This is a genomic window from Halorubellus salinus, from assembly GCF_020567525.1.
Classification (GTDB): Archaea; Halobacteriota; Halobacteria; order Halobacteriales; family Natrialbaceae; genus Halorubellus; species Halorubellus salinus.
The window spans coordinates 15,355-31,515 of record NZ_JAJCVI010000009.1; the positions used below are offsets into that span (position 1 = coordinate 15,355).

At 69.6% G+C, this 16,161-nt stretch carries 16 protein-coding genes; 12 read left to right on the plus strand and 4 right to left on the minus strand.

The features are described from left to right. Positions 1-99: 99 nt before the first annotated feature. The 4 genes from LI336_RS19870 (at position 100) to LI336_RS19885 (ending at position 5,838) form a co-directional block, all read left to right on the plus strand. On the plus strand, positions 100-891 hold the full coding sequence (locus LI336_RS19870) for an electron transfer flavoprotein subunit beta/FixA family protein (RefSeq protein ID WP_227134921.1): 792 nt from the start codon (positions 100-102) through the stop codon (positions 889-891). Then, on the plus strand, positions 888-1,847 hold the full coding sequence (locus LI336_RS19875; protein ID WP_227134922.1) for an electron transfer flavoprotein subunit alpha/FixB family protein: 960 nt from the start codon (positions 888-890) through the stop codon (positions 1,845-1,847). Before LI336_RS19870 ends, LI336_RS19875 begins: the two co-directional genes overlap by 4 nt. 375 nt (positions 1,848-2,222) lie before the next feature. Then, positions 2,223-3,332, plus strand: coding sequence for a BMP family lipoprotein (locus LI336_RS19880; protein ID WP_227134923.1), 1,110 nt, complete (start codon positions 2,223-2,225; stop codon positions 3,330-3,332). A gap of 1 nt (position 3,333) precedes the next feature. After that, on the plus strand, positions 3,334-5,838 hold the full coding sequence (locus LI336_RS19885; RefSeq protein WP_227134924.1) for a methyl-accepting chemotaxis protein: 2,505 nt from the start codon (positions 3,334-3,336) through the stop codon (positions 5,836-5,838). A 66-nt stretch (positions 5,839-5,904) separates the two neighbouring features. Here LI336_RS19885 and LI336_RS19890 read toward each other — a convergent pair whose 3' ends face one another. Continuing rightward, positions 5,905-6,798, minus strand: coding sequence for a DNA polymerase sliding clamp (locus LI336_RS19890; protein WP_227134925.1), 894 nt, complete (start codon positions 6,796-6,798; stop codon positions 5,905-5,907). Positions 6,799-7,143: 345 nt separating this feature from the next. Here LI336_RS19890 and LI336_RS19895 point away from each other — a divergent pair, with 345 nt between their 5' ends. The 5 genes from LI336_RS19895 (at position 7,144) to ribH (ending at position 11,331) form a co-directional block, all read left to right on the plus strand. Further along, entirely contained in the window at positions 7,144-7,707 is a 564-nt protein-coding gene (locus LI336_RS19895) for a DUF8102 family protein (RefSeq protein ID WP_227134926.1), read from the plus strand. 66 nt (positions 7,708-7,773) lie between these two features. Beyond that, positions 7,774-9,141 (plus strand): DolP-mannose mannosyltransferase, encoded by a 1,368-nt coding sequence (locus tag LI336_RS19900; protein WP_227134927.1) that lies wholly within the window; start codon positions 7,774-7,776, stop codon positions 9,139-9,141. Between the two features lie 108 nt (positions 9,142-9,249). Beyond that, a complete protein-coding gene (locus LI336_RS19905; RefSeq protein ID WP_227134928.1) occupies positions 9,250-10,092 on the plus strand; it encodes a polyprenyl synthetase family protein in 843 nt (280 codons plus the stop codon). A gap of 157 nt (positions 10,093-10,249) precedes the next feature. After that, entirely contained in the window at positions 10,250-10,846 is a 597-nt protein-coding gene (locus tag LI336_RS19910; protein WP_227134929.1) for a riboflavin synthase, read from the plus strand. Then, the gene (gene ribH, locus LI336_RS19915) at positions 10,843-11,331 is read left to right on the plus strand and encodes a 6,7-dimethyl-8-ribityllumazine synthase (RefSeq protein WP_227134930.1); all 489 of its coding nucleotides are present in this window, start codon (positions 10,843-10,845) and stop codon (positions 11,329-11,331) included. The genes LI336_RS19910 and ribH overlap by 4 nt, the downstream gene beginning before the upstream one ends. 123 nt (positions 11,332-11,454) lie before the next feature. Here ribH and LI336_RS19920 read toward each other — a convergent pair whose 3' ends face one another. Then, positions 11,455-12,564 (minus strand): DUF373 family protein, encoded by a 1,110-nt coding sequence (locus LI336_RS19920; protein ID WP_227134931.1) that lies wholly within the window; start codon positions 12,562-12,564, stop codon positions 11,455-11,457. 48 nt (positions 12,565-12,612) lie between these two features. Beyond that, on the minus strand, positions 12,613-12,861 hold the full coding sequence (locus LI336_RS19925; protein WP_227134932.1) for a hypothetical protein: 249 nt from the start codon (positions 12,859-12,861) through the stop codon (positions 12,613-12,615). 130 nt (positions 12,862-12,991) lie between these two features. Between LI336_RS19925 and LI336_RS19930 the strand changes: the two genes are divergently transcribed. Both LI336_RS19930 and LI336_RS19935 read left to right on the plus strand, forming a co-directional pair. After that, entirely contained in the window at positions 12,992-13,915 is a 924-nt protein-coding gene (locus tag LI336_RS19930) for a YqcI/YcgG family protein (RefSeq protein WP_227134933.1), read from the plus strand. Then, positions 13,912-14,493, plus strand: a complete 582-nt coding sequence (locus LI336_RS19935; RefSeq protein ID WP_227134934.1) for a cysteine hydrolase family protein — start codon at positions 13,912-13,914, stop codon at positions 14,491-14,493. Before LI336_RS19930 ends, LI336_RS19935 begins: the two co-directional genes overlap by 4 nt. A 24-nt stretch (positions 14,494-14,517) precedes the next feature. Here the strand turns inward: LI336_RS19935 and LI336_RS19940 are convergent, their stop codons facing one another. Beyond that, complete coding sequence (locus LI336_RS19940; RefSeq protein ID WP_227134935.1) at positions 14,518-15,000, minus strand: phosphate-starvation-inducible PsiE family protein; 483 nt, start codon at positions 14,998-15,000, stop codon at positions 14,518-14,520. A 156-nt stretch (positions 15,001-15,156) separates the two neighbouring features. Between LI336_RS19940 and LI336_RS19945 the strand changes: the two genes are divergently transcribed. After that, complete coding sequence (locus LI336_RS19945) at positions 15,157-16,152, plus strand: radical SAM protein (RefSeq protein WP_227134936.1); 996 nt, start codon at positions 15,157-15,159, stop codon at positions 16,150-16,152. Positions 16,153-16,161 lie beyond the last annotated feature (9 nt).

Below are 16,161 nucleotides of genomic sequence, written 5' to 3' on the forward strand. Positions count from 1 at the left end.
GGTTCGACGACGGCGACGGGGAGACCGCCGAGTCAACGGTTCTCGTAGCAACGGCGGTTTCCGTAACTATTACCCTCGCTGCCGGGTAACGCTCGGACGATGAAGGTTCTCGTCACCGTCAAGGAGGTGGCTGCCGTCGAAGATGAGTTCGAGATCGACGGAACAGCCATCGACGAGGCGTACCTCGAGTACGACCTCAACGAGTGGGACGACTACGCCATCGAGGAAGGCGTACAGATAAGCGAGTCCGAGGACGACGTCGAGGTCGTCTCGGTCACGATCGGCCCGGAGCGCTCCGAGGAGACGATCCGGATGGCGCTCGCGAAGGGCGCGGATCGCGCCGTTCGCGTGTGGGACGACTCCCTCGAGGACGCGGAGATGCTCGACGTTGAGGCGAAGACGAACCTCCTGGCGGCGGTCGTCGAGGAGGAGGAGCCGGACCTCGTGCTGTCTGGCGTGCAGGCGGACGACGACGGGTTCGGTGCGACCGGCGTCTCGCTCGCGGACGAGGTCGGGTTCGAGTGGGCGGCGGTCGTGAACGACCTCGAGTTGGACGTCGAGGGTGGCGTTGCGAGCGTGCGCCGCGAACTCGAGGGCGGCGTCGAGGAGCTGACGGACGTGGATCTCCCGGCGGTGCTGACGATCCAGACGGGCATCAACGAGCCGCGGTACGCGAGCCTGCGTGGCATCCGGCAGGCCCAGCGGAAGGAGATCAAGCCGATGACGCTCGACGACCTCGGCCTGTCGGCTGACGTCGCCGAGTCCGACCTGGAGATCGTGGACATGTACGAGCCCGAGACCGAGAGTGATGCGACGTTGTTCGAGGGGAGTCCGGACGAGACGGCGGGACAGCTTGCGGAGGTTCTCCGTGACGGAGGTGTCGGCCAATGAGTGACGTGCTCGCGGTCGCCGAACATCGTCGTGGCGAGCTCCGTGACGTCTCCTACGAGCTGGTGACGGTCGGGAGCGAGGTCGCGGACGCGACGGGCGGTGACCTCCATCTGGCGGTCATCTCGGGTGACGTGGACGCGCACGCCGAGGCGCTGAACCTCGAGGGCGTGGACGCGATCCACACCGTCGACCACGGCGAGGAGTTCAATCACGACGTGTACGCGCAGGTCGTCGAGCAGGTCTACGACGCGGTCGACCCGCAGGTCCTGTTGACGCCGAACAGCGTGAACGGCCTGGATTACGGGCCGGCGGTCGCGAACGCGCTCGACCTGACGTACGTGAGTGATGCGGTCGGCGTCGAGTTCGACGGGTCGACGTTGACGGCGACGCGCGAGATGTACAGTGGGAAGGTGGAGACGACGACGGAGGTCGAAGCGGAGTCCGTTGCGGTCTCCATCCGGAGTGCGGAGTGGCCGGCGACGGAGACCGCGGGCGATGCCAGCATCGAGGCGTTCGATGCGACCGTCGACGAGGATGCGGTGAAGTCGACGGTGAAGGGCTTCGAGGAGGTCGGTGGCGGTGACGTCGACATCACGGAAGCTGACGTCCTCGTCTCCGTGGGTCGTGGCATCGAGGAGGAGGAGAACCTCGACCTCGTGCGTGACCTCGCGGACGCGCTCGATGCGACGTTGTCGTCGTCGCGCCCCATCGTCGACAACGGCTGGCTCCCGAAGAACCGGCAGGTCGGGCAGTCCGGGAAGGTCGTGACGCCGGACTTCTACATCGCTATCGGTATCTCGGGCGCCGTTCAGCACGTCGCCGGGATGAAGGGTGCGGAGAACATCGTCGCGATCAACACGGACCCGAACGCGCCGATCTACGACATCGCGGATTACGGTATCGTGGACGACCTCTTCGAGGTCGTGCCGGCGCTCATCGAGGAGTTCGAAGGGTAACGCGACGCGGGCTTTCGCGGTCGTCTTTTCGCACACGTTTTCGGTCCCGTGAGCTAGAGCGAGCGGCGAGTGGGTCGAGTGGTGGGGGTGACGATGAGAGTGGTTGGTGGTCGCTCGATGGGGTGGTCTGGAACACGGATAGTACTACAGAGTATCTGATAGGTGTGGGTGAGGGTCGGGTGCTGTCGCCGATATGTATTGCCGGAGCGACAGTTCTTTGTTTCGGGGGTCTCTCCCTCGGTTGTATGTTCGGGGCGTCGCTTGCCATCGGTTCGCTCCGCGCCGGAGGACGGAGCTCCCTGAGTGAGACTGTCACTCACATCGGCGAGCGGGGCGAGTACGCTTAAGTGATAGACTTGAATAACGTGTCTCGTCATGAAGTCAAGACGGGGTGTCCTGGCAGCGAGCGCAACTGTCAGTGCGGCCGCATTGGCGGGGTGTGCGTCGCGGTTACCCGGGGTGGGTGCCGGCGACGACGACGACGTACCGACGACGACGACCAAACAGTTCGACGACAGCGACACCTACGTGGGGATGGTGTACGCGACCGGTGGCCTCGGCGACGACTCGTTCAACGACATGGCCAACCGTGGCATCAAGCGCTCCCGCGTCGAGTACGGCGTCGAGTACAAGAACGAGGTACCGGCGTCGCCCGACGAGATGCAGGACCTGCAGAGCGGGTACGCCGCCTCGTCGAACCCGGACTTCGACCTCGCGGTCTGCGTCGGGTTCCTCCAGACGGACCCGCTCAAGCAGACCGCGAAGGCTCACGACGACCAGCGGTTCATGCTCATCGACTCCGTCGTCGACCGCGACAACGTCGCGAACTACGTCTTCAAGGAACACGAAGGGTCGTTCCTCGTCGGCCACCTGTCCGCGCTCCTCTCGACGCGAGAGTTCGCCGCGGGCGCCGGGCGCACGAACCCGGACGCGACGACCGTCGGGTTCGTCGGCGGCATCGAGTCCGGACTCATCAAGAAGTTCGAGGCCGGGTTCAGGGCCGGCGTCGACCAGGTCGACGAACCGGTCGACGTGCAGACGACGTACGTCGGCGCGTTCGACGACGTCGAGGGCGGGAAGGAGGCCGCCGCGAAGATGTACGACGACGGTGCGGACGTCGTCTATCACGCCGCTGGCGGCACTGGCCTCGGCGTGTTCCAGGCCGCGCAGGAACGCGGGCGGTTCGCGATGGGCGTGGACTCAGACCAGTCCGAGAGCGACCCGCGGTACGCGAACGTCATCCCCGCGAGCATGGTCAAGCGCGTCGACACCGCCGTCTTCCAGGCGGTCGGGAACGTCGTCGACGGGGCGTTCCAGGGTGGGAGCGTCAACTCGCTCGGGCTCGCCGAGAACGGCGTCGAACTCGTCTACGGCAGCTCCCTCGGAGGCGAGATCCCGGGGGACGTCGTCGACGCGGTCGCGGCGTCCCGCGAAGGCATCGTGAACGGCGACATCAGCGTCCCGACGACGCCGGAGGGGAACTGAGATGAGCGACGATACCTCCATCGCGGCGATGCTGACGCCCGGATTCGTCCGGCGGCGGTACTCGGTGAAGTTCGCGGTATCCATCCTCCTCGTCGTCCTCGTCATCGGCGCGGCGGGATTCTACGGCTACCAGCAGACGAAGCAGACCGTGGAGACGAACACGAAGTCCCAGCTCCGCGAGGCGAGCGACCTGCGGGCGGCGGCGCTCTCGGGGTGGACCGAGAGCATCCGCGACCAGACGCGGTCGGTGTCCGCCGGCGGTTCGCTGCGGACGACCGGCGACGCGGAGTCGTACCTGCAGACCGAGCAATCGCGGTTGTCCGACGACATCCTCGGCATCCACCTCGTGAACAGCTCCACGAACAGCGTGATGGCGAGCACGGACCCGATATCCGGGTTCGAACTGTCGAAGCTCGGCGTGCCGTGGGCGAACGCGCAGGTGACCTCGGGGTCCGCGGAGGCGTCGGACCGCGTGTGGATCTCGAACAGTTCGTACGAGTCGCCGCTGATGCCGTACACGCGCGGCCAGGTGGTGGCGTTCGCGAGCGCGGTCCCGAACACCGACGACCGGTACGTGGTCGTCGTGACGCGCATCCAGTCGCGTCTCGACACGGTCAAGGGCGGTGAGACGGCCGGCCAGACCCAGATCGTGAACGCGAGCGGCGGGACGGTCCTGGATTCGGGGAGTCAGGTCGAGTCGTCGCTGCACGGTAACGCGCTCTCGACGGCTCGCGAGTCCGGCGACCCGCAGTTCCAGCAGGCCGACGGCGAGGTGTACGCGTACTCGCGCGTCGACGGCACGGACTGGGTGGCGATGACGAGCGTCGACACCGCGCAGGCGTTCCAGGTCAGGAACGCGGTCGGGCAGTACGTGTTGTTCATCGTGCTGTCGGCGCTCGGGATGCTCGCGGTCGGCGCGGTCGTGCTCGGCCGGCAGACGGTGACGCCGCTGGCGCGTCTCCGTGACCGTGCGAGCGAGATGGAGGACGGCGAGTTGAACGTCGACCTGCAGACGAACCGCGTCGACGAGATCGGCCGGCTGTACGGGGCGTTCGAGTCGATGCGCGACTCGCTCCGCGACCAGATCCAGGAGGCCGAGACGGCACGGGAGCGCGCCGAGACGGCTCGCGAGGAGGCCGAGCAGTTGAACCGGCACCTGGAGCGGAAGGCCGACGAGTACAGCGACGTGATGGGGTCGGTCAGCGACGGTGACCTGACGGCGCGGATGGATACGGCGTCGGAGAACGAGGCGATGTCCGAGATCGCGCGCGAGTTCAACGGGATGATCGGCGAGATCGACCGGACGGTCGCGAACCTGCGGACGTTCGCGACGGACGTCGCGAGCGCGAGCGAGGAGGTCACTGCGTCGAGCGAGGAGGTCCAGAGCGCGAGTCGGCAGGTCAGCGAGAGCGTGCAGTCCATCAGCGACGGTGCGGAACGCCAGAACGAGCAGTTCCAGGCGGTCAGTGGCGAGATGGAGTCGCTGTCGACGACGACCGAGGAGATCGCGGCGACGACGAACGAGGTCGCGGACATCGCCGAGCGGACCGCCGAGACCGGTCGCGAGGGGCGGGACGCGGCGGAGGACGCCATCGAGGGGATGGCGGAGCTCGAGTCCGGGTCGGAGTCCGCGGTTGCGGCGATCGAGGACCTCGAGAGCGAGATGGCCCAGATCGACGAGCTCATCGAGTTCATCGGCGACATCGCGAAGGAGACGAACATGCTCGCGCTGAACGCGAACATCGAGGCGTCTCGTGGCGGGAGCGAGGCGGCGGCCGAGGACGAGGGGTTCGCGGTCGTCGCACAGGAGGTCAAGGAGCTCGCGAGCGAGACGAAGGACGCGGCCGACGACATCGAGGCGCGCCTGGAGAGCATCCAGGATCAGACGGACGCGACGGTCGCGGAGGTCCAGCAGACCGCGGACCAGGTCGCGGAGCACACGGAGCGCGTCGAGGATGCCGCGGGCGCGCTCGACGAGATCGCGGCGTACGCCCAGGAGACGAACGAGGGCGTCCAGGAGATCTCGGCGACGACCGAGGAGCAGGCGGCGAGCACCGAGGAGGTCGTCGCGATGGTGTCGGAGGCGGCGACGATCAGCGAGGAGACGACGTCGGAGGCGGAGAACGTGGCGGCGGCGGCCGAGGAGCAGACGGCGTCGCTCTCGGAGGTCACGGAGAGCGCGGGGCATCTCGCGCAGCGTGCCTCGCAGTTGAGTCAGGCGCTCGACCGTTTCGACACGCAGTCGTCGGCGTCGGCGGACGAGGGGTTCGTCGCGGACGCCGAGGCTGACGTGGAGTTCGACGCGGCGGACGTCGCGGCTGACGACGCGTCCACGGACGCGAGCGCGGTCGAGGACGGCGCGTCGGCGGACGCGAGCCCGCTGGCTGACGCTGGCGGCGAGTCCGGCGCGGCTGGCGGTGACGCGACCGGCGACGAAGGGTCGTCCGAGGACGGTGACGGGCTCGGTGACGACGCGTTCGAGTTCGGCACCGGCGACGACGCCTGACGGCTCTCGGGGTCCCGTGCGGTCGTTTCTTTTCGAGCGGTGGGCGGTTGCTTCTGGGTGACGTGGTCAGTGCCGACTGAGTCGCGGGGCGACGAGGAGCTGGACGCGGCCGTGGCCGTCGGCGACGTCGTAGCCGAACGCGACGGGGGCGTCCTCGTCGAGGTGGGCGTCGACGGGCGCGTCGGCGGGGAGGACGCGGGTGAGTGCGGTGAGGTAGTCGACGGAGAACAGCGACCCGGCGGGGGCGGGGTCGACGGCGTGGCAGTCGTCGGCGTGGCGTTCGAAGTCGACGGTGTCGGCGTCGCCGTCGGCGTGCGCGTGGAAGCGGTCGGGGTCGGTGTCGAGGCCGAGTTCGAGGGTGTCGGCGACCATGTCGGCGGCGTCGATGGCGCGCGCGAGGACGCGGCCGTCGACGGTGACGGTGGCGTCGAGGTCGGCGGCGATGGCGACGGTGTCCGGTGGGGCGCGGACGGTGTCGGGGTCGAGGAGTGCGAGCTGGTACGCGAGTTCGTCGACGTGGACGTGGAGCGTTCGCGTGGAGGTATCGACGGCGAGTTCGACGGGGTCGTCGCTGGCGGCGAGCGCGACGACGTCCTGGAGGCGGTCGAGGGCGACGCCGAAGCGCAGGCTGGTGGCGTCGTAGCTGTCGAAGGCGTCGGCGTCGAGGTCGAGGTCGACCATGCCGACGGTCGCGGCGTCGATGGCGGTGATGGCGAGGCCGTCGGGTGAGACGTCGACGATGCACTCGTCGACGACGACGCTCGCCGCGTCGAGGACGGCGGTGAGCGTGCTCGCCGGCGCGATGGCGTGGAGGCCGGTGTCCTCGGGGTCGCAGTCGGTTGTCCCGCCGGTCGGGTGTTCGTCGTCGGTGCTTGCGCTAGGGTGTTCGTCGTCGGTGCTTGCGCTCGGGTGTTCGTCGTCGGTGCGTCGGGTCGCGTCGGGTGTGGTATCGGGTTGCATGTGCGTGGTCCGTGGGTCGCGGCGGCGCGGTCGAGTGTGGCGTGCGGGCCTGCGCCTGACCTCGTTGGGCAAGCGATAAGCCGGCGGCTACGGGAGTCACGCACGTGGTGCGGGACTCGGCTCGTGCCACGGCGACCGGTCGTGCACTCGCGAGCCTGCCAGGGTGGGCGAGTGCGCGACGTCGGTTCGGTGCCGTTCTGGTTCGCGACGACCGCGACCTGTTCGGTCACGAGCGGGAACTACCTGATAAGGATTGCCTAGCCGAACCGAGACGAACCCTCGTAGATAACCCGTATCGAATTATATTTCTGCCTTCACGCGTAAATCCGTAATCGTATTCCGATTATGCCTGATTCGTCAGTTCGCGACCGAGGCGTCCTCACGAGCGCGGACCGCGCGTACCTCCGCGGCGACCGCACGTACGGGAGCGTCCAGGCCGAACGGAACGCTCGCGCCCGCATCCGGCAGCGCGTACTCGACGCCCTGCTCGACTTCGAGACCCTCGTCGAGGGCCTCGACGACCGCGACCTCGACCTCGTCTTCGCGTCCTCGCTCGCGGACCGCGACGGCACCGAAGCCTTCGACGCGCTCGTCTCCACCGTCGCGTTCCTCTACCGCGGCGTCGACCGCACCGACCTCGACTTCGAGACCGTCCTCCGCGAAGGCGTGAACCTCGCCGAGGCCGCCGACGACCGCGCCGCCACCGTCTCGCTCGACGTCACGAACCACGACCTCGACGTCGACCACCTCACCGGGAAGCTAGAGGCCGGCGAGTCGCTGTCGCTCACCGAGATCGCGTACCTCTACGAGTCCACCGAGGTCGGTCGCGACGAGCTCGCGACGTACTTCGACGACGACGCGGGCGAACTCGACGACGGCCGCGTGCAGTCGAAGGTCACCGACTACTGACCGCGGACTGCCATTCCAGCGTGGGGGAAGACACTTTCCGGTGGGCGTCGCGCATCCGACCATCGGATGGTCCACGCCGAGGCTCCCCTCCCGTCGAGCGTCGAGCGAGCGGTCGCCGCGGTCGCGAGCGCCCAGCGGCGCGTCGACGCCGCGCTCGTCGGGCGCTGGCGCGTCCTCGTGGTCGTCCTCGCCACGCTCGCACAGACGACGTCGGCGCTGCGCGTGCTCTCGCGTCCCGGGTATCCACGCCTCCGTGACTCGAAGATCTTCGAGTACGTCGGCTGGCAGCTCGCCCGCGGCACCACGCTGTACGTCGAGACGTTCGAGGTGAAACCGCCGCTGTCGTTCGAGACGACCGCCGTCCTCTCCGTGCTCGCGGGCGACGACCAGCTGCTGTACCATCACCTGAACGTCGCCGTGACCTGCGTCGCCGCGGTCGTCGCGGTCGCGCTCGTCGCGGAGTTCACGCACGCACTCACCGGCGAGCCCGCGGCCGCGGTCGCCGCAGCGTGTTCGCTGTACCTCCTCCCGCAGTTCGCGCTCCGCGCCGGGTTCGGGTTCAAGGCGAAGTACTTCGTGCTCGCGACCGGCCTGCTCGCGCTCTGGCTCGCGCACGACGACCACGGCAGGCTCGGTCGGGGGCCGAGCGACGTGCTCGCGGGCGTGGCGGCGGCGGCCGCGGTCGGGTACTGGCAGCTCGCCGCGGTCGTCCCGGTCGTGGTGCTCGGGCTGGCGGCGCGACGCGGTCGCCGTGCGGTCGGGCGCGTCGTCGCGGGCGGCGCGGTCGCGAGCCTCGTCGTCCTCGCGCCGGTGCTCGCCGCGGGCGTCGACGGCGTCGTCGCGATGCTGAACCAGACCGTCCTCGTCTCGCGGTACGCGACCCAGGGCGGGAGCGCGCTCGACCGGGCGGTTCGCGCACCGAACATGCTGTACTGGGGCCGACCGCTGTTCGCCGTCGGACTCGTCGGGCTCGCGGTCGCCGCGGTCCGCGACTGCGACCGCGCGTGGCCGCTCGCAGCGTGCGGCGCGTGGTTCCTCGCCGTCGTCGTCGCGTTCGACCTGGACGCCGCCCCGGACCTGTTCCCCACGCTCGCGTTCGTCGCGGTCGGCGTCGGCGTCGTCGCCGGCCGTCGCACTCCCGCCGTCCGCGGCGTCGTCCTCGCACTCGCGGTCGTGGCCGCGGTCGTGAACGTCGCCTTCCTCGGCGGGTTCGGCGTCGTCGTCGAGCCGTTCGACCTCGCCGACGAACCGCCGACGGTCGCGGAGCCGGAGACCGTGGACGCGCCGTACTCGACCGCCGAACATCACGCACTCCTCTGGTACGGGATTCCGGCGGAGACCTGCCACGTCTTCTTCGGGCCGACCCAGCAGGCGTGGGTCGCCGCGGTCGACGGCGACCCGACCGCCGACCGCTGTCGGACGACGTTCCCCTGACAGCTCCGGGGTCCGTCGCTCGCGACGACGACCGGTCGATTGATACGCGCAGAACCACGGTCGCCCAATCCGTCACCTACTTGCCAGGGACGCGCCTAGGCGCTGGCAATGGAGTTTCTGGAGCGACGTCAGGGGCTCGTGAACGACCGGTTGCGGGAGGTGCTGTCGGCGGTGGAGCCGGCGGCGCTCCGCGAGCAGGTCGAGCACGTGTCGCTCTCGGGTGGGAAGCGCGTGCGACCGGTGGTGACAGTGCTCGCGTGCGAGGCGGCGGGCGGCGACGCCGAGGACGCCGTCGACTACGGCGTCGGCATCGAGCTCGTGCACAACGCGTCGCTCGTCATCGACGACATCATCGACAAGTCCGACCTGCGGCGCGGGACGGCGTCGGCGTGGACGGAGTACGGGCACGGGCCCGCCATCGTGGCGAGCGACGGCCTGCTCGGGGAGGCGTTCGCGCTCTTCAGTCAGGACCCGCAGGCGACGCAGGTCGTCGCGGAGGCGATGGCCGAGCTCGGTGAGGGCGAGGCGACGGAGCTCGCGGCGATGCCGACGAACGAGGACGAGTACATGGAGCTCGCGCGCCGGAAGACGGGCGCGTTGTTCCGGGCGGCGGCGGAGCTGGGGGCTATCGCGGCGGACGCGGACCCGTACACGGTCGAGAAGCTCGGCGAGTACGCCGAGCGCGTGGGCGTGGCGTTCCAGATCCGTGACGACGTGCTGGACGAGACGGCGGACGCGGAGGAGCTGGGGAAGCCGACGGGCATCGACGAGGCGATGGAGCGCCCGTCGGTCGTGCAGGTCACGGAGCTGTCGGCGGCGGAGGCGACCGAGCGCGCGGAGGCGGAGTCGGAGGCGGCGCTCGACGCGCTGGCGGTGGTCGACGCGGACGACACTGAGGCCGGGCAGTACCTCCGTGACCTCGCGCGGTTCGTCGTCGTCCGCGAGCGCTGAGTCGCGCGACGCTTCTCTTCGTGCCCGCTAGGGCCTGTACTCGTCGAGAGCGACTGCTGTGGGCGTCGAGCGTGGTCACGCCTCCTCGCCCGACGACCATCATCTCATTTCTGGAACCCATAACGTGTTTGTGGAGGGCGAGTGGTGCTCGGAGTGCATGTACACCGGCGTCGTTCGCCACACCGGTCGCATCGCTTCGGTCGACGACTACCACGACGGCGCGGCCCTCCACGTCGCGACCCCCGACCTCGGCCTCGAACCGGGAGAAAGCGTCGCCGTCGACGGCGTCTGCCTCACCGTCGAGGCGACGGCCGACGACGGGTTCCGTGCGTTCGCGTCCGACGAGACCGTCGCGTGCACCGCGCTCGTCGAACGCGCGGGCGACCCCGTCAACCTCGAAGCCCCCGTCTCGCTCCGGGACGCACTCGACGGCCACCTCACGAAGGGTACCGTCGACACCGTCACCACGGTCGAGCGCGTCGACCGCGAGAGCGAGGACGGCACGTGGACGTACCACGTCGCCATCCCCGACGGGCACGCCCGCCACGTCGCCGCGAAGGGCGCGGTGGCGCTGGACGGCGTGAGCCTCACCGTCGACCGCGTCGACGACGGCCGCGGGACGTTCGCGGTCGCGGTCGTCCCCGAGACCCGCGACCGCACCACGCTCTCCGAGCGCGGCGCCGGTGACAGCGTGCACTTCGAGGCGGACGTCCTCGCGCGGTACGCGGCCCGCGCCAGCGAGGTCGGGACGTGACGCCCGCGAACGCGGCCGACGGCGACGACGCTCGCGACGCGTCCGCCGCAGCGGGCGATTCGACGCCGCGGGTCGCGCTCGTCGTCGCGCGGTTCTACCCGGACCTCGCCGACGAGATAGCCGCGGCCGCCGAGGCACGCGTCGAGACACGGGACGCCGAGGTCGTCGAGCGCGTCCCCGTCCCCGGGGCGTACGACGCGCCGCTCGTCGCCGACCGGCTCGCTCGACGCGACGTCGTCGACGCCGTCGCCGTCCTCGGCGTCGTCGTCACCGGCGACACCGACCACGACCAGGTCGTCACGCACGCGACCGCTCGCCTCCTCGGTCGCGTCGCGCTCGACCGCGACACCCCCGTCGGGTTCGGCGTCCTCGGCCCCGACATGAGCGGGGCCGAAGCCCACGAACGCGTCGAGAAGGCCGCGAGCGCCGTCGACGCCGCACTCGACACGCACGCGACGCTCCAGCGTATCGCGGCTTCGACGTGAGAGAGGAACCGGTCAGTTCGCGGGGTCGACCCTACCGAGGGCCACGTTGTCAGTCCGCGGGGGCGACGCCACCGGCGGCCACGCGGTCAGTCCGCGGGGGCGACGCCACCGGCGGCCACGCGGTCAGTTCGCGGGGTCGACGCGGTCGGGGTCGTCCTCGGCGTCGCCGCCGAAGTGCGTCTCGGCGACCGCGAACGCGAGCGTGGACGCGACCCCGAGCAGCGTGCCGCTGAGGAGGGTCGCAGCGAGGAACGGGAGCGAGACGAACTCGAGGAAGTACGCGCTCACGCCGTACAGCACCATGCCCATCGCGACGACGTAGAACGGCGCGTTCAGGTACCGCCACTCGAGACGGCCGGCGATGTACTCGTCGGTGATCTGGCCGAGGCTCGTGGTGACACCGGCGGCGGCGAACCACTGGACGGCGCCGTAGACGAGCGCGGCGAGCACCTGGAGGACGCCGAGGTCGCCCGCGGTCCGCCCGCGAACGGCGTCGAGGGTCTCCACCCCCGTGATGCCGCCGACGCCGAGGAGCGCCGCGGCGACGACGTAACTCAGGATGGTCATCCGGCCGGCGTACAGCGACGACCGCACGCGGTCGACGGTCGCGTCGAGCTTGTCGCCGACGCCGAGCCCGCGGCCGAGGACGTAGAACCCGATGGCGGCCGACGAGAGCCCGAGGACCTCCCCCGGGAGCTGGAGGAGGTCGGCGAGGATGGCGAGCGGGTAGATGAGGAGCAGTATCCCCAGCGGCACGAGGATGGTTCCCCTGGTCTCGGGGTCGTTCATCACCTGCTTGAGCGTGTAGTACATGGACTCCAGGTCCTGTGCCTGGCGGACGACGACCCGGCGGACGCCGTCGACGGTGACGCGCGAGCGGATGACGGGGATGACGGACTCGTCCTGCGCGCCGTCCGTGACGATGAGCGCCTTCACCTCCTCGCTCGTCGCGAGGCCCGCGAGCACCTCGTCGACCTCGTCGCCGACCGCGCGGTTCGCGCGCACGTCGCCCTTCTCGTTGCCCGTGACCGCCGCCACCTCGACGCGCTGGTCGGTGATGGTGTCGGCGAGATGCACGCCCTGGAAGAGCACGTTCACGTCGGAGTCCTCGGGGTCGGCGGTCGCGAGTTTGACCGCGGCGTCCTCGACCGCGTCCCGACCGACCACGGGCGTCTCCACGTCGGTCTTCCGACCGACGTCGTCGTCCAGGTCGACGCACACCACGAGCAGCATCGTCGATACGTTCGCCGCCGCCGTTTATCTGTTTTTGGTTGGGCGCGGTCAGCCCTCGCGCCGGCCGCGGAGGCGGGCGAGGAGGCCGGGGCCGTTCGTTCGCTGTTGCACGTGCTTCTGGGCGGCTTCTGCGGCTTCGGTCCGGTCGTGGACCGCGTGCGTGTCGACGGTTCGACCGGCGTCCTTCCGCTCGGCGAGGGAGCGAACGCGACCCCCGGGGCTGCCCCGGAGGACGATCCACGCGAGCACGAGGAAGGGCGGGACTGCGCCGAGAGCGACCATCGCGACGACGTCCATGCCACCGCATAACACATTAGTGGATGAATTGGTTTCGGCCGACAGGTCTGCGCGTGCGAGCGGACCGGCCGCGACCGCGCAGGGTCGGATTCCGACGCGTTCATACCGTCGTAGGCCCGAACATCCGCGTATGAGCACCGGCGTCGCGAGCGGACGAGACGAACTGGTCGGCGGCGACGTGGTCCGGCTCTTCGAACAGCCCCGCGTGGAGCGTCGCATCGAGAACGGGACGCTGCCCGCGTGGGCGCGCCGGCAGTACGAAGCCTTCGACGAGAAGCTCCTCGGCGAACGCAACGACACGGAGTTCCCGTGCCACTTCGGCGTCGACGCCCAGCGGAACGGCGGCGCGCTCTACACGTTCGTCCCGCTCGCGGACGACGCGGACGCGGTCGGCGCCACGGCGCTCGACGCGACCGTCCTGGACGCGCTCGCCGACGTCGTCGAAGCGTACCTGGCGACGCGCGAGATGCACGGTCCGCGCACGAGCCTCGTGACGTTCTTCGAACCGCCCGCCGACCCGGACGCGTGGACCGAAGCCGACTACCGCGAGGCGTTCTGGGCGGTCCTCCAGTACCTCCACGACGCCGACACCGCCCCCTGGCCGGCGGACATCGCGACCGACCCCGCACACCCCCAGTTCGAGTTCTGTTACGCGAGCGAACCGATGTTCGTCACGGGCGCCGCGCCGTTCTACGACGAGCGCGCGAGCCGGTACAACGGCGTCGGCCTCGAGGTGACGTTCCAGCCGCGGAGCGTGTTCGCGGGCATCACGGGCGACACCGACGCCGGCCAGCGCGCTCGCGAGCAGATACACGACCGCATCGACGGCTACGACGGCACGCACCCCCACGCCCACATCGGGGACTGGGAGGACGACGACAGCCACGAGTGGAAACAGTACCTCCTCCCGGCCGGCGACGAGACGTACGCGGACGACGCCTGCCCGCTCGACGTCCACCCCGTCGCCATCAGCGACGACGACGCGACCCCCGACGACCACGCGACCCCCGACGACCACGCGACCAAATCGCCGACAGACGGTGAGCGCACGTGACGTCCGACGCGACCGAGCGCGACGACCGCCTCCGGCCGGACCCGGGGACGGCGCTCGTCCTCGTCGACGTCCAGGAGGGGTTCGACGACCCGGCGTGGGGCGACCGGAACAACCCCGACGCGGAAGCACGCGTCGGTGACCTCCTGTCGTCGTGGCGACGACGCGGCTGGCCGGTCGTCCACGTCAAACACGACTCGACCGAACCGGACTCGCCGCTCCGCCCGGACGCCCCCGGGAACGCGTTCAAGAGCGAGGCGGAACCGACCGACGGCGAGCCCGTCTTCCACAAGTCCGTCAACGGCGCGTTCGTCGACACCGACCTCCAGCGGTGGCTCGAGAGCCGCGGCATCGACCGCGTCGTGCTCTGCGGGCTGACGACCGACCACTGCGTGTCCACGACCGCGCGGATGGCGGAGAACCGCGGGTTCGACGTCACCGTCGTCGCCGACGCGACCGCGACGTTCGACCGCGAGACCCACGACGGCGACGTCCTCGCTGCCGAGGACTCCCATCGCGCCGCGCTCGCGCACCTCGACGGCGAGTTTGCGACCGTCGTCGACGCCGCCGACCTGACGTGACGCCGCACTCGCCCCGCCCACCGGCTAGGCGCCGCTGACGGCTTCGCGTTCGACGTAGAGGAGCGCGCCGAGCGCGAGCAGGATGAGCGCGTACGAGGCGGCGGTGAGGACCGCGTCGGTCTTCGTCGCGAACGTGTCGGTGCGGAAGACGATGACCTTCCTGACGATGGCGATGATGCCCGTGTAGAGGACGAGCCGGACGATCTGGCGGGTCTCGTCGCGGCGCGTGTACGCGACGACGGTCTGGTAGACCTCGACGATGATGAACAACAGCAAGGCGGTGTCGATGAACCCGACGACGACCTCGGGGTCGAAGATGTTCGGCGTGAGCGCCTGCTCGCCGATCTGGAGTCCGAGGTCGAATACACCGATGGCGAACAGGACGACGAGGACGTACGCGGCGACCACCTCGATGCCACGAATGATCGATTCCGAGCGCTCGACGACGCCGTCGAACGCCGAATCGGTCGTCGACTCCGGGGCTTCGTCGTCCTCGTCGTGTGGCATGCGTTCACATGTGCTTCGGGCGGCGGCGGGAAAACATCTCGGGACTGGAACACGAGGTGGCGAGACCACCCAGCGGCACCGGCCACGTGGACGAGTGACGTGCTCCAGCGCGTTTCACACGCTTTTTGCCCTCCGAGCGAATACACGTCACAACGAATGATATCGAAGGGCTGCGAGCAGTGCGCCAAGGGCGGCAAGATGGTGATGTTCGTCTACGGCTACTGCGACCAGCGCGACTGCTTCTACTGTCCGCTCGGCGAGAACCGGAAGAACGTCACGGACGTGTACGCGAACGAGCGCCTCGTCGAATCCGACGAGGACGTCATCCAGGAAGCCAAGCGCATGGACGCCCTCGGCACGTCCATCACGGGCGGGGAACCCCAGGAGGCGATGGACCGCACGTGCCACTACCTCTCGCTACTCAAGGACGAGTTCGGCGAGGACCACCACACGCACCTCTACACGGGCATCCCGGGTGGCCGCGAGAACATGCGGCGCCTGAGCGAAGCCGGCCTGGACGAGATACGGTTCCACCCGCCCGTCGAACTCTGGGGCGACATGCACGGGACCGAGTGGGAGGACATCCTCTACGTCGCCCGCGAGGAAGGCCTGACGCCCGCGTTCGAGATCCCCGGCATCTACGCGGAACCCGAGTTCCTCGAGTTCCTCGACGAGGGCGCGGCGGAGTTCTGTAACATCAACGAGTTCGAGATGAGCGACGGGAACTACCGCCGCATGCAGGAGGAGGGCTTCGAGCTGAAGGACGGCCACATGAGCGCCGTCGAGGGCTCCCGCGAGGACATCCTCGACGTGATGGGCGACCACGAGAAGGTGTACTTCTGCACGAGCGTCTTCAAGGACGCCGCCCAGCACCGCCGGCGCCTGAAGCGGATGGCGCGGAACATCCGCCGGGAGTTCGACGAGGTCACCGACGACGGCACGCTCGTCTACGGGAAGACCACCGTCGACGCCGAGCGCTTCGAGGCCCTGGGCGTCCCCGAGGAGTTCTACACCGTCAAGTCCGACCACGTCGAGGTCGCGTGGTGGCTCCTCGAGGAGATGATAGCGGACGGCGACGTCGACGACGGCGAGATCGTCGAGCAGTACCCGACCGTGAACGGCACGGTCGTCGAACGCACGCCCCTCGCCTGACTGTCACCG